A 14,567-nucleotide genomic window follows, 5' to 3' on the forward strand; every position below is an offset into this window, starting at 1 on the left:
ATCTATTTTCGTATAATTTCACACAAAAAGATGAATTTTACAACAAAATTCCCAAGAAATGTTATAAAATATCATCTTTCTTTTAATTCATCTAAATTATATGGTGTTTGTTGATAAACATAATAGTTTAACCAGTTGGCAAATATTAAATAAGCGTGAGAACGCCATTTCACTTGAATTTCATTATGAATATCATCATTCAAATAGTAATTTTTAGGCATTTCACTGATAATATCAGGATTAGCTAAATCTCTTTTATACTCTTTGTCTAAAGTATCCGGATCATATTCAGGATGCCCAGTTACAAAGAAGCGTGAACCATCTTTAGAAGCAACAATATAAACCCCTGCTTCTTTTGACTCAGCTAAAATATCCAAATCATCAATCTTTTCGATATCTTCTTTAGAAACACTTGTATAACGAGAATGCGGAGCATAAAACTGGTAATCAAAACCTCTTAATATTTTTCTTTGCATCTTTTCAACATTTGTATGGTGTAAATAAACGCCTGTCAACTTATGTGATAATAAATATTTTGAAACACCATAAAAGTAATATAATGCTGCCTGTGCAGCCCAACAAATAAAGAAGGAACTAAAAACATGTGTTTTTGACCATTCTAATAATGTTGTGAGTTCATCCCAATAATCAACATCATGAAAATCCAACTTTTCAACAGGAGCCCCTGTAATAATAAGACCATCATATTTATTATCTTTGATATCATCAAATGTTTTATAAAAAGCCAAAAGATGTTCTTTAGAAACATTTTTAGAATCATGACTTGCCATATGAATCCAATCAACTTCTATTTGTAGTGGTGTATTGGATAAAAGCCTTAATAATTGTGTTTCAGTCACAATCTTGGTTGGCATAATATTTAAAATAAGTAATTTTAAAGGTCGAATTCTTTGTGTCGTTGCACGTGTTTCATTCATTATAAAAATATTTTCTTCTTTCAATATTTTTGCTGCTGGTAAATTATCTGGTATTTTAATTGGCACAATTATCCCTCATTTCAATGAGTATTGTAACATATTTTACAAAAGACTTGAACATTCTTTTAAAAAGAAATCAATTCATTAAAGACTTGAATAATAAAGGCATCACTCATTCCTGCTAAATAATCTATAATACTTTTTTCAAATGCTTGAAAATCTTTCTCAAAATCATAAACAATTTGATTCTTGTATTGTTCTTTTCTTGGATATTGTTTTATGTATGCATATTTTTCTAACCATGTTAAATAATGACCGATTAACTTTGGATATTGATTAAGATCTTGTTTTAATTTTTGTATAAAATCATCATATTGTTTATAATCATATAAAAAATCAAAAAGCGAATTTAATATTAAAGATACATATTTTTCATGAATCTGAACTCTTTTGATTAAATAAATGTTTTGATAATTAAACTTCATAATAACTTTCATTTTATCAAATGCTTCCTGTGATAAACCTATTCCTTTTTCAACCGATGAATTTTCAACAACATCATGAATAAAGTAATTCACAACAGAACCATTATTAATTGCATAAAACTGATAAGTTCCCATTTGATTTAATTGATCTCTTAATTCATCAATTTGTGATTGTTTTAAAACATGAAGTCTTAAGGCATCTTCGATATCTCTTGCGAGATAAGCAATTTTATCTGCCATTTTCACAACGCAACCCTCATAGGTAAAAGGATTATATTCTCCAGCATACTGATAAGCGTTTAAATCAATATATTCTTTTCTTTTTTGAATGTATTTTTGATTCATTTCACCACAGTGCGAAATGATTCCATCTCTTACAGCATAAGTCAAATTTAAATTATATTGATTATGCTGATTATCTTCTAAAAGTTCAATGTGATCAACAAAATGTAAGCTATTTTTTTCATGCCAGAATCTATCTAATTGATGTGACTGTGCAATTTGTGTCAAAATAGTTTCTCCACCATGCCCAAAAGGTGCATGTCCTAAATCATGTCCTACAGCAATCGCTTTTGTTAATTCAGTATTTAAACCTAATTGATGTGCTATAGTATAAGAAATAGATTCTACCAGATTCACATGTTCGCTACGTGTACAGACATGATCATCTTCAACTGCAAAGAAAACTTGTGTTTTATGTTTTAATCGGCGATAAGCCTGTGAAAAAATAATTCTTGTATAATCTCTTGCAAATTCACTTCTTAAATCATATCTTCTTTGATATATATTCGCACATCTTTTGATTGCTTTTTGATAATCAGGATGTTGTTCAAACATTCCATATTCGTCAAATTTCTTTTCCTTCATTTTTGTTACCTCTCTATGTTATACTCATGTTATAACAAAAAAGGAGTGAAAGCAATGGATACACAATTATTTTTACAACAAGCCCATGAATTAGTAAAAGATGAAAAAAATGTTGTTGCTAATATGGCAAATATTTCTGCATTTTTAAATGAAATTCTTCCAAATATTAATTGGGTAGGATTTTATCTATTAGAAGACAAAGAACTTGTTTTAGGTCCATTTCAAGGAAAGGTTGCCTGTTTGAGAATTCCCGTAGGGCAAGGTGTATGTGGTAAAGCAGCCCTTCTACAGCAAACTGTATGTGTCGGTGATGTTCACCAATTCAGTGGGCATATTGCCTGTGATGAACGCAGTAAAAGTGAGATTGTAATTCCTATTATAGTTCGTCATGAACTTGTTGGAGTTTTAGATATTGATTCTCCTTATTTTAATAGGTTTACAGCTTATGATCAGAAATTCTTAGAAAGTATAGTAGATATAATTGCAAAAGAAATTTTTGAAAAAGTCATGCCTAAAAAAGAAGTTCATAGAATATAAAAGACAATGCTTTTATTTCATGATGAAATTAAGCATTGTCTTTTTCATTATTTTTTAACAACTTTTTCTACTAATGCAACAACTTCTTCCATTGTTGTACAGTTAATAGCCTGATTAGCTAAATCTGCCATTTCTTTTTGAGATAATCCTCTAATTAATTTTCTTTGAGCCAAAATAGATGTTGCTGACATAGAGAATTCATCTAATCCTAGACCTAATAATAATGGTGCAGCCATTGGTTCTCCTGCCATTTCACCACACATACCAGCCCATTTACCTTCTTTATGTGCTGATTCAATAACATGTTTAACCAAACGTAAAATAGATGGATTAAATGGTTGATATAAGTAAGATACACCAGAAGACATTCTATCTGCAGCAAATGTATATTGAATTAAATCATTTGTTCCAATTGAGAAGAAGTCCACTTCTTTTGCAAATTGATCTGCCAATACAGCAGCAGCAGGAATTTCAATCATAATACCTACCTGTAATGTATCAGATACTTTAACACCTTCTGCAATTAATTTTTCTTTTTCTTCCATTAAGATACCTTTAGCTTTTCTAAATTCTCCTAATGTTGCAATCATTGGGAACATAATTCTTAAATCACCATAAACTGATGCTCTTAATAATGCTCTCAATTGTGTTCTAAAGATATCTTCTCTTTGGAAACATAAACGAATTGCACGAACGCCTAAGAAAGGATTCATTTCTTTTGGTAAATCAATAGCTTCAATTTCTTTATCTCCACCAATGTCAAGTGTTCTAACAACAACTGGTTTACCAGCCATTCCTTCTAAGATTTCTTTATAAACTTCAAATTGTTTTTCTTCAGTAGGTAATTCAGCAGATTCCATATATAAGAATTCTGTTCTAAATAAACCTACACCTTCACCACCATTTTCTCTCACACCTTCAAGGTCTTTTGGTGAACCGATATTAGCAACCAATTCAACTTGATGACCATCAGTTGAAACAGTTTTTTCATTCACTAATTTCTTTAATTCTTCTCTATATGCGATATAATCATCACGTTTTTGAGTATATTCTTTAATAGTATCTTCATCAGGATTAATCATGACAACTCCTTCAATACCATCAAGAGCAATCATATCACCATCTTTAACTTCATCAGTGATTGTTTTACAAGCTACTACTGCAGGAATTTCTAAACTTCTAGCCATAATTGCTGAATGTGAAGTTCTTCCACCAATATTTGTTGCAAATCCTCTTACAAGATTTTTATTTAATTGAGCTGTATCAGAAGGTGTTAAATCATCAGCAATAATCACAACTTCTTCATCAATCAAAGCTGGATTAGGCAAAGATTTACCTAAAAGATTTGCTAAAAGACGACGAGATACATCTTTAATATCAGCAGCTCTTTCTCTAAAGTATTCGTCCCCCATAGATTCAAACATAGCCACAAAAGTATTAGCCACTTCTTCTAAAGCTGCAGCAGCATTACATTTTTCATTTCTAATCTTATCTTCTACTTGAGTTTTCAATTCAGGATCAGATAAAACCAATGCATGTGCATCAAATACAGCAGCTTCTTCAGCAGATAAATTTTTTGAAGCAGCTTCTTTGATTGCTTCAAGTTGCTTACTCGTACAATCCATTGCATCTTCATAAGCTTTAATTTCTTTTTCAACGTCTTCAACAGTTTCTTTTGTCACTGTCAAATCAGGCATAACTAATTTGTATGCTTTTGCAATTGCAATACCATTAGATGCCGCAATTCCTTTAATCATTGTCATTTTGACCTACCTCCATATAGACTTATTTTACCTTATTTTCCATATAAAATAAAGATTAAACTTTCTTTATTTCGTAAATTTTAAATTTTCAAATTTTGAAAATTTACCTTTTCATTTCATAGTGCTTGTTATATAATAAAGACATATTATAGGAGGGACAAAAATGAAAGTCATTATTGTAAAAGATTATGAAGAAGCAAGCCAAAAAGCTTGTGAAATTATGTTGAATGTTATTAAGAATAATCCAACAGCCAATTTAGGTTTAGCTACGGGATCTACACCTATTAGACTCTATGAATTGATGAGAGAAGATCATAAGAAAAATGGAACTTCTTATAAAACAATTAAGTCATTTAATCTTGATGAATATTTTGGTTTGGACCAATCTCATCCTCAAAGTTATCATTATTTTATGTGTCATAACTTATTTAATGAATTAGATATTGATATGAACAATGTTCATGTGCCAAAAGGTAATGGTGATATTGATGAAGAATGTAAAGCTTATAATCAATTATTAGAAGATAATCCTATTGATATTCAATTATTAGGTATCGGTTCGAATGGGCATATTGGTTTTAATGAACCTGGAACACCTTTTGATTCAGTGACTCATAAAGTTGATTTAAAACAATCTACAATTGAAGATAATGCACGTCTATTCTTTAATGGTAAAATTGAAGATGTACCTACTCAAGCAGTAAGTATGGGAATTGCAAATATCATGAAAGCCAAAAAAGTATTACTTATTGCTTCTGGAGAAGGAAAAGCTAAAGCTATCCAAGCTACTGTTGAAGGTCCAAAAACAACAGATGTACCTGCAAGCGCATTACAAGATCATCCAGATTGTATTTTAATTGTTGATGAAGCTGCTGCAAGTCTATTAAAGAAATAAACATATGATTTTAAAAATCTCACTCCATATAACGAGTGAGATTTTTTATATTTATAAAAAAAACTCCCTATGAAATAAAGAAATTCACAGGGAATCAAAAAAGCATATCTAATATGCCAGGAAAAATGAAATGATTTTAAATAACTCCATCTTAAGGAAATCATGATGAAAGAATAAAAAAAGGACGGAACCAGAAGAAGACTGGACCGTCATGTGAACTGGCAGCGTGCTATTGTCGCAGTTGCCCACTATCTTCGCCGCTATGATGCTTAACTTCTGTGTTCGGCATGGTTACAGGTGTGTCCATCATGCCTTCGCCACCAGATCATCTGAGCACGAACGCTCAAAACTGAACAGCTTCCTTCCTCCCACTTCTTATGGCTAAGCTCTCGGTCTATTAGTATCATTCAGCTCAGCATGTCGCCATGCTTGCACCCATGACCTATCTACCTCCTCGTCTTGGAGGGACCTTCCTTCCGAAGAATGGGAAGTCTCATCTTGGAGGGGGCTTCACGCTTAGATGCCTTCAGCGTTTATCCCTTCCGGACTTGGCTACCCAGCTGTGCCACTGGCGTGACAACTGGTGCACCATCGGTCCGTCCACCCCGGTCCTCTCGTACTGAGGGCAGCTCTCCTCAAACTTCCTGCGCCCACGACAGATAGGGACCGAACTGTCTCACGACGTTCTGAACCCAGCTCGCGTACCGCTTTAATGGGCGAACAGCCCAACCCTTGGAACCGACTTCAGCTCCAGGATGCGATGAGCCGACATCGAGGTGCCAAACCTCCCCGTCGATGTGAACTCTTGGGGGAGATCAGCCTGTTATCCCCAGGGTAGCTTTTATCCGTTGAGCGACGGCCCTTCCATGCGGTGCCGCCGGATCACTAAGCCCGACTTTCGTCCCTGCTCGACTCGTCTGTCTCGCAGTCAAACACCCTTCTGCCTTTGCACTCTGCGCATGGTTTCCATCCATGCTGAGGGTATCTTTGGGCGCCTCCGTTACTCTTTGGGAGGCGACCGCCCCAGTCAAACTGCCCACCTGACACTGTCCCGTCCTCAGTTCCATGAGGCCCGGTTAGAACTCCAATGCATCAAGGGTAGTATCCCAACGTCGGCTCCTCGAATACTGGCGTATCCGTATCTCAGCCTCCTACCTATCCTGTACATCATGCATCAGAGTCCAATATCAGGCTACAGTAAAGCTCCATGGGGTCTTTCCGTCTAGTCGCGGGTAACCTGCATCTTCACAGGTACTAAGACTTCACCGAGTCTACAGCCGAGACAGCGCCCAAATCGTTACGCCTTTCGTGCGGGTCAGAACTTACCTGACAAGGAATTTCGCTACCTTAGGACCGTTATAGTTACGGCCGCCGTTTACTGGGGCTTCGGTTCATGGCTTCGCTTTCGCTGACCACTCCCCTTAACCTTCCAGCACCGGGCAGGCGTCACCCCCTATACTTCGACTTGCGTCTTCGCAGAGAGCTGTGTTTTTGGTAAACAGTCGCTTGGGCCGTTTCACTGCGGCTCAGCTTCCACTGAGCACTCCTTCTCCCTAAGTTACGGAGTCATTTTGCAGAGTTCCTTAGCTATAGTTCTCTCGCTCACCTTAGGATTCTCTCCTTACCCATGTGTGTCCATTTTCGGTACGGGCAGAATGCAGTTATGCTAGAAGCTTTTCTTGGAAGCTGGCTTCAGACTCTTCTGTACTTATCGCAATGTTCCATCCGCTTCACGCCTTCGGGTTGCGCCATCCGGATTTGCCTGGATGACCCCTACCTCGCTTGCTCCAGCTATTCCGTCAGCTGGTTGTCCTAGCCTTCTCCGTCACTCCCTCGCCTGCACTCCGGTACGGGATTCTCCACCCGTTGTCCATCGACTACGCCTTTCGGCCTCGCCTTAGGTCCCGACTTACCCAGAGCGGACGAACCTTCCTCTGGAAACCTTGGGTCTCCGGTGCGTGGGATTCTCACCCACGTGCCGCTACTCACACCGGCATTCTCTCTTCCACACGCTCCACGACTCCTTACGGTATCGCTTCTTCGCTGTCTGGAACGCTCCCCTACCATTTACATCGTAAATCCATAGCTTCGGTATCATGCTTAGCCCCGGTAAATTTTCGGCGCAGAGTCATTCGACCAGTGAGCTGTTACGCACTCTTTCAAGGATGGCTGCTTCTGAGCCAACCTCCTGGTTGTCTGTACATCTCCACATCCTTTTCCACTTAGCATGTATTTGGGGACCTTAGCTGATGGTCTGGGCTGTTTCCCTCTTGACCATGGACCTTATCACCCATGGTCTGACTGCCGTCCATGTCTTCATGACATTCGGAGTTTGATTATGCTCAGTACCTCGAGATGAGGCCATCACATATTCAGTGCTCTACCTTCATGCGACTTCCTGACGACGCTAGCCCTAAAGCTATTTCGGGGAGAACCAGCTATCTCCGGGTTCGTTTGGAATTTCACCCCTAGCCACAATTCATCCGCCAACGTTTCAACGGGGGTCGGTTCGGTCCTCCATCGGGTCTTACCCCGACTTCAACCTGATCATGGCTAGATCACCCGGTTTCGGGTCTATGACATGCAACTTTCGCCCTCTTCAGACTCGCTTTCGCTTCGGCTCCGCATCCCCTGCTTAACCTCGCTCCACATCATAACTCGCCGGCTCATTCTACAAAAGGCACGCCATCACCCATTAACGGGCTCTGACTTCTTGTAAGCATATGGTTTCAGGTTCTCTTTCACTCCCCTCCCGGGGTTCTTTTCACCTTTCCCTCACGGTACTGGTCCACTATCGCTCACCAGGGAGTATTTAGCCTTTCGAGATGGTCCTCGATCCTTCCGTCAGGATTCCTCGTGTCCCGACGTACTCAGGGCCTGCCTCGCCTTCCTCCACGACTTCGGATACGGGAGTTTCACCCTCTTCGCTGCGCCTTCCCCTGCGCTTCTCCTGTCATGTCAGATAGGCTTTATCGGCACCCCTATAACCCCATCATACGATGGTTTGGGCTCCTCCGCTTTCGCTCGCCACTACTTACGGAATCGTTCTTACTTTCCTTTCCTGCAGGTACTGAGATGTTTCAGTTCCCTGCGTATCGCCTCGATTCTTCATCGATGTCATCCTCATGGATGACGGGTTCCCCCATTCGGACATCGACGGGTCCTTGCATGCTTACTGCTCGCCGTCGCGTTTCGCCGTTTGCTGCGTCCTTCTTCGCCTCCTGGTGGCCAGGCATCCGCCATACGCTCTTCTTCGCTTAACCTAAAGTGTTCTCTTTTCGTGCTTTCTTAGTTTGCAACTAGATGATTTCGACCTTCTTCCTGATCTCTTTCATCTTTCGTTTCTTCGCTTTCTTGTAGAAAGTTTGCTGTTCAGTTTTCAATGTTCCTGCCTTGAATGCATCTCTACAGATACACTCAAAACCAAACAGTATCCACATCTTCTCTTCTCCCTAGAAAGGAGGTGATCCATCCCCACGTTCCCGTAGGGATACCTTGTTACGACTTCACCCCAATCATCAGTCCCACCTTAGACAGCTCCCTCCTTGCGGTTGGGCCACCGGCTTCGGGTGTTACCAACTCTCATGGTGTGACGGGCGGTGTGTACAAGGCCCGAGAACGTATTCACCGCGACATGCTGATTCGCGATTACTAGCGATTCCAGCTTCGTGCAGTCGAGTTGCAGACTGCAGTCCGAACTGTGAACGGGTTTCTGGGTTTCGCTCCACCTCGCGGCTTCGCCTCCCTCTGATCCGTCCATTGTAGCACGTGTGTAGCCCAGGTCATAAGGGGCATGATGATTTGACGTCATCCCCGCCTTCCTCCTCCTTGCAGAGGCAGTCTCGCCAGAGTCCCCAACCTAATGCTGGCAACTGGCAACAGGGGTTGCGCTCGTTGCGGGACTTAACCCAACATCTCACGACACGAGCTGACGACAACCATGCACCACCTGTGTGAGATATATCTATCTCCCTGTCTCCAGGGCCTTTATCTCCATGTCAAGACCTGGTAAGGTTCTTCGCGTTGCTTCGAATTAAACCACATGCTCCACCGCTTGTGCGGGCCCCCGTCAATTCCTTTGAGTTTCATTCTTGCGAACGTACTACTCAGGCGGAGTGCTTATTGCGTTAACTCCAGCACTGAGGTCTGACCCCCAACACTTAGCACTCATCGTTTACGGCGTGGACTACTAGGGTATCTAATCCTATTTGCTCCCCACGCTTTCGGGACTGAGCGTCAGCTGCACCCCAGACCGCCGCCTTCGCCACTGGTGTTCCTCCATATATCTACGCATTTCACCGCTACACATGGAATTCCGCGATCCTCTGATGCTCTCTAGCTGTGCGGTTTCCACGGCTTACCGAAGTTTAGCTCCGGTCTTTCACCGCAGACCTGCACTGCCGCCTGCTCCCTCTTTACGCCCAATGATTCCGGATAACGCTCGCCACCTACGTATTACCGCGGCTGCTGGCACGTAGTTAGCCGTGGCTTCCTCATGAAGTACCGTCACGCACATGGCATTCCCTCCATCTGCCGTTCTTCCTTCATAACAGAAGTTTACATCACGAATGACTTCTTCCTTCACGCGGCGTTGCTCGGTCAGGCTTTCGCCCATTGCCGAAAATTCCCTACTGCTGCCTCCCGTAGGAGTCTGGGCCGTGTCTCAGTCCCAGTGTGGCCGTCCACCCTCTCAGGCCGGCTACGCATCGTCGCCCTGGTGAGCCGTTACCTCACCAGCTGGCTAATGCGTCATAAGCCCATCCCTGTGCTATCCCGTGGGATATTTAACATAGTCGACATGCGTCCTCTATGCCTATGCGGTCTTAGCTGCCGTTTCCAGCAGTTATCCCCCTCACAGGGGCAGGTTGCTTATGTCTTACTCACCCGTTCGCCACTCAATGCCGAAGCATTGCGTCCGACTTGCATGTATTAGGCACGCCGCCAGCGTTCATCCTGAGCCAGGATCAAACTCTCCATTGTCCTTTTCTATCTTCAGACAATTTCATGTCTTCTTGACTCTTTCTTTTTTCCTATCTTTATTGACGTGTTTACTGTTCAGTTTTCAATGTTCCTGTCGCCCTCTCTCGAGTGCTCATCTATAATATCATCTATCCCTCCCCTTTGCAAGCATTTTTTTCATATTTTTTTAAAAAATTAAATAAAAAAATAAATTTTATTGATTTTATCGCATTTTTTTTGAACAAAAAAAGTCAGAAGATCTATTTACAAATCTCTTGACTATCTAAAACAATGGTTACTGGTCCATCATTTATAAGTGATACTTTCATATCAGCACCAAAAACACCCATTTCTAAATGAATCCCCTGCGCTTGAATTGTTTCATTAAAATAATCATAAAGTGGAATAGCCACATCTGGTTTTGCTGCATGAATAAAACTTGGTCGCCTTCCCTTTTTACAGTCTGCATAAAGTGTGAATTGTGAAATTGATAAAATACTTCCATTAACATCTTGTAAAGATAAATTCATTTTTCCATTATCATCTTCAAAAACACGCAAACCAATCATCTTGTCAACCATTTTTTCCACTATCTCCTGTGTATCACTTGCGCAAAAGCCAACCAATACCATAAACCCTTTTTGAATACTTCCATACACCTTTCCATCTATTGTCACTGAGCTTTCTTTCACTCTTTGAACAACAACTTTCATCACTTTCACCTACCCATATATCTTTAAATTTGTTATAATCATTATAACAAATTTATATAAAAAGGAAAGATTTTATGGCAACAACATTAGCACATCGTATGCGTCCTATTTCTCTAAAAGATGTTTTAGGACAAAAACATATTATTGGCGAACACGCTTTATTTACACAATTCGTAAAAAAGAAACACCCTATGTCTACTATTCTTTATGGTCCTCCAGGTTGTGGAAAAACCACTTTAGCCTCAGCACTAGCAAACGACCTTCACATTCCATACAGGTTATTCAATGCTTCTACTGGTAATAAAAAAGAAATGGATACTATCATTGAAGAAGCCAAAATGTATGGAGAACTCTTTGTTATCATTGACGAAATACATCGTCTTAATAAAGACAAACAAGATCACTTTTTACCTTACATTGAAAATGGTTTGATTATTATTGCTGGATGTACTACTGCAAATCCTTATCATTCTATTAATCCAGCCATCCGTTCACGCTGCCAAATCGTAGAAGTCAAATCACTTGATCAAAATGACATTGTCAAAGGATTAAAAAATGCTTTAGTATCAAAAAATGGCCTCAAGCAGCAGTTTCAAGTTGAAGAAGGTGTCTTAGAGTATATTGCACAGTTAAGTGGTGGTGATATTCGTTATGCTTATAATTGTTTAGAAGTATGTACAATTCTATCACCGGATTCAATGATTACATTACAAATTGTTAAAAAAGCACTACCCAAAGCCAACAATCAATATGATAAAGATGAAGATCAATACTACGATACATTGAGTGGTTTACAAAAATCCATTCGTGGTAGTGATCCTAATGGAGCCATGTACTATTTAGGAAAACTCATTGAAGCTAATGATATAGAATCATTAGAACGTCGTGTCATTACAACTGCCTATGAAGATATTGGCCTGGCTAACCCTCAGGCCTGTATGCGAACAGTCATAGCTTTTCAAGCTGCAAAAGTGATAGGCTTTCCTGAAGCACGTATTCCTATTGCCAGTGCTATTCTTGATTTGTGCTTATCACCGAAATCCAAATCATCTGAAACAGCTATCGACGCTGCTTTAAATTCATTAAAAAAGCATTGTTATTGTGCTCCTGCATATCTTAGACTCACTCCCGTAGGATTAGAAGAAGATGAAAGATATAATTATAATCGTCCCGAACTTTGGGAATATATCCAATATCTTCCTGACCCTATTAAAAATGAGCAGTTCTATATCCCTTGGATGACAAGTTCTTATGAAAAAGCGCTTGCCGAAAATTATCGCCGTATTCTTAAACATGGTCGAACAAATCAAATGAAAAAACTCAACAAAAAATAAAAGCATCACTGATAAAAGAGTTCTATTCTCTCATCAGCGATGCTTTTTTATGAAATATATTTTTCAACAATATAATTCATTTCATTCCATTTCTTTTCCATATCAGCAACTAATTTCAATTGTGTGCGACAACGATCAAGATTATGTGTTGAATATTGTATTTTAAAATAAGTATCTCCTTGAAGATAATCTGTCAAAAAGCGCATACCACATTCAAATGTCATAACAAGTGCACCTAAAGGCAATGCTTGCATTTCAGCTAAAGTGAGTTGTCCTTGACATCCTTGAATAAATCCTTTTGTATAAACTTCAAATAAATGCATATCACACTGGACTTTTGATAAATCTTTTTCATCTTCCAAAGCTGTACTTGCTCCAAAACGTATAGAATCTCCAAAATCATTAACTGCCAGTCCAGGCATAACAGTATCTAAATCAATAATACATAACCCCTGATGTGTTTTATCATCAATTAAAATATTGTTTAATTTCGTATCATTGTGTGTAACACGTAGTGGAAGCTCTTGATTTTCCTGCATAGAAATAAGTTTATTTGCTAATTCTTCTCTTTGTAAAATAAACTGTATTTCTTTTTGAACATCTTTAGCACGATTTATAATGTCTTCTTCAACAGCTTTTTTAAACACTTCTAAACGTGCTCTTGTATTATGAAAATCAGGAATCGTTTCATATAGAGTATGTGCTGGAAAATCACTTAACAAACTCTGGAATTTTCCAAAAGCCAACCCGCTTTGATAAAAATCCTCATCTGTTTTCACTTCATCATAGCTGGTTGCACCAGTAATGAAATGATAACCTCGCCAATAATGACCTTCACTATCTTGACAATAAGGTTTTCCATTTTTATTCAAAATAACTGTGAGCGTTTCTCGTTCAGGATCCCCACCATATTGAATAATCTTTTTTCTTAAAAATGTTGTGACATTTAAAATATTTTCCATCAACTGAACAGGATTTTTAAAAATATTTGTATTCATACGTTGTAATATAATAGGAACGACTCCCATATGTTTGATTTTAAATTCAACAAGATAAGTATCATTAATATGACCACTTCCATATGGTCGTATTTGAATCACTTCTCCAACAAAATCAAATTGACTGATAACCTCTTTCAATAAATTTTCATTATTCATCTATATCACCCCATAAATGTGTTGTATAAATACCTTGTTCTTTCATTTGTTGAATAGCCTTTTCAACTAATGGTTTATCTTCTTTATATGTAACTCCATACCATTGAGAAGATGTTTTAAGAACTTTTACAGTCGCCTTTTTTTGATGCAATAATGAACTCACAACACTTGGAATAAAATATTCACATTTCAATGGATTTGATTTTAAATGTTCATCTAAAAAGTGAGGAAATCCTTTGATAAATTCATCCATTACACCCTGACCAAATCCCCATAGGTTCATAGAAACTGTTGTTCCTTTAGCAAGAGGATACCATTGATTATTGTCTTGATAAACAATACCTTCCGGTGTTGCTTGAATTTTTGTACGTTCAGTAATATCTTTTAAATATCCCTGTGCATCAATCTCACAAACACCTCTAGCAACAGTGCCATTATCAGTTAATGTGTTTTCAATGAGATAGCCTACCATAGCCATACGATAAAGATCATCATCTTGATGAGTAGATAAATAATGATAAATCATTTGGAATGACTCTGGTCCATAATAATCATCAGCATTAATAACAGCAAATGGACCATGAATCCATTGTTGACAACAATAAATCGCATGAGCCGTTCCCCAAGGTTTAACACGTCCTTGAGGAACATGGTAACCATCAGGCAGACAATTGAGTTCTTGAAATGCATAATGGACATTCATGATATTTTCTAAACGTTTTCCAATCACTTCTTTAAAGATTTCTTCGTTCTCTTTTTTAATAACAAAAACAACTGTTTCAAAACCTGCACGTCTAGCATCGAAAAGCGAGAAATCCATAATAATATGTCCTTCTTGATCTATTGGATCAATTTGTTTTAAACCACCATAGCGACTTCCCATCCCAGCCGCCATAATGATAAGTATTGGCTTTTCCAT

Annotated in this window: 9 protein-coding genes and 3 rRNA genes; 3 read left to right on the forward strand and 9 right to left on the reverse strand. The window is 38.7% G+C overall.

Annotated features, from left to right (window positions below; translation table 11 throughout):
- Positions 1-71 precede the first annotated feature (71 nt).
- Positions 72-1,004 carry a homoserine O-succinyltransferase gene (metA, locus tag ACGHJ8_RS08080; protein ID WP_390539751.1) on the reverse strand — a complete coding sequence of 311 codons (933 nt, stop codon included), beginning with the start codon at positions 1,002-1,004 and terminating at the stop codon, positions 72-74.
- Positions 1,005-1,063: 59 nt separating this feature from the next.
- Entirely contained in the window at positions 1,064-2,290 is a 1,227-nt protein-coding gene (locus ACGHJ8_RS08085) for a deoxyguanosinetriphosphate triphosphohydrolase family protein (protein ID WP_390539753.1), read from the reverse strand.
- Between the two features lie 54 nt (positions 2,291-2,344).
- Between ACGHJ8_RS08085 and ACGHJ8_RS08090 the strand changes: the two genes are divergently transcribed.
- Complete coding sequence (locus ACGHJ8_RS08090; RefSeq protein ID WP_205090763.1) at positions 2,345-2,827, forward strand: GAF domain-containing protein; 483 nt, start codon at positions 2,345-2,347, stop codon at positions 2,825-2,827.
- A 47-nt stretch (positions 2,828-2,874) separates the two neighbouring features.
- Here ACGHJ8_RS08090 and ptsP read toward each other — a convergent pair whose 3' ends face one another.
- The gene (ptsP, locus tag ACGHJ8_RS08095) at positions 2,875-4,584 is read right to left on the reverse strand and encodes a phosphoenolpyruvate--protein phosphotransferase (protein WP_211965370.1); all 1,710 of its coding nucleotides are present in this window, start codon (positions 4,582-4,584) and stop codon (positions 2,875-2,877) included.
- 169 nt (positions 4,585-4,753) lie between these two features.
- Here ptsP and nagB point away from each other — a divergent pair, with 169 nt between their 5' ends.
- Positions 4,754-5,485 carry a glucosamine-6-phosphate deaminase gene (gene nagB / locus ACGHJ8_RS08100; protein ID WP_087357590.1) on the forward strand — a complete coding sequence of 244 codons (732 nt, stop codon included), beginning with the start codon at positions 4,754-4,756 and terminating at the stop codon, positions 5,483-5,485.
- Positions 5,486-5,701: 216 nt separating this feature from the next.
- Here the strand turns inward: nagB and rrf are convergent.
- The 4 genes from rrf to dtd form a co-directional block, all read right to left on the reverse strand.
- Positions 5,702-5,810: ribosomal RNA gene (rrf, locus tag ACGHJ8_RS08105) — 5S ribosomal RNA — on the reverse strand.
- A 52-nt stretch (positions 5,811-5,862) separates the two neighbouring features.
- Positions 5,863-8,748, reverse strand: a 23S ribosomal RNA gene (locus ACGHJ8_RS08110).
- A 193-nt stretch (positions 8,749-8,941) separates the two neighbouring features.
- Positions 8,942-10,465: ribosomal RNA gene (locus ACGHJ8_RS08115) — 16S ribosomal RNA — on the reverse strand.
- Together the 16S, 23S and 5S rRNA genes form the textbook arrangement of a ribosomal RNA operon.
- A 239-nt stretch (positions 10,466-10,704) precedes the next feature.
- A complete protein-coding gene (dtd, locus tag ACGHJ8_RS08120) occupies positions 10,705-11,157 on the reverse strand; it encodes a D-aminoacyl-tRNA deacylase (RefSeq protein ID WP_211964082.1) in 453 nt (150 codons plus the stop codon).
- Between the two features lie 74 nt (positions 11,158-11,231).
- Between dtd and ACGHJ8_RS08125 the strand changes: the two genes are divergently transcribed.
- On the forward strand, positions 11,232-12,491 hold the full coding sequence (locus tag ACGHJ8_RS08125; protein WP_390539756.1) for a replication-associated recombination protein A: 1,260 nt from the start codon (positions 11,232-11,234) through the stop codon (positions 12,489-12,491).
- A 47-nt stretch (positions 12,492-12,538) separates the two neighbouring features.
- On the opposite strand, the gene ACGHJ8_RS08130 is transcribed toward ACGHJ8_RS08125, so the two are convergent.
- Positions 12,539-13,648, reverse strand: coding sequence for a phosphotransferase enzyme family protein (locus ACGHJ8_RS08130; protein WP_087357951.1), 1,110 nt, complete (start codon positions 13,646-13,648; stop codon positions 12,539-12,541).
- Complete coding sequence (locus tag ACGHJ8_RS08135) at positions 13,641-14,567, reverse strand: sugar phosphate nucleotidyltransferase (protein WP_390539758.1); 927 nt, start codon at positions 14,565-14,567, stop codon at positions 13,641-13,643. Before ACGHJ8_RS08135 ends, ACGHJ8_RS08130 begins: the two co-directional genes overlap by 8 nt.

The sequence above is a fragment of the Massiliimicrobium timonense genome (assembly GCF_042850985.1).
GTDB lineage: Bacteria > Bacillota_I > Bacilli_A > Erysipelotrichales > Coprobacillaceae > Allocoprobacillus.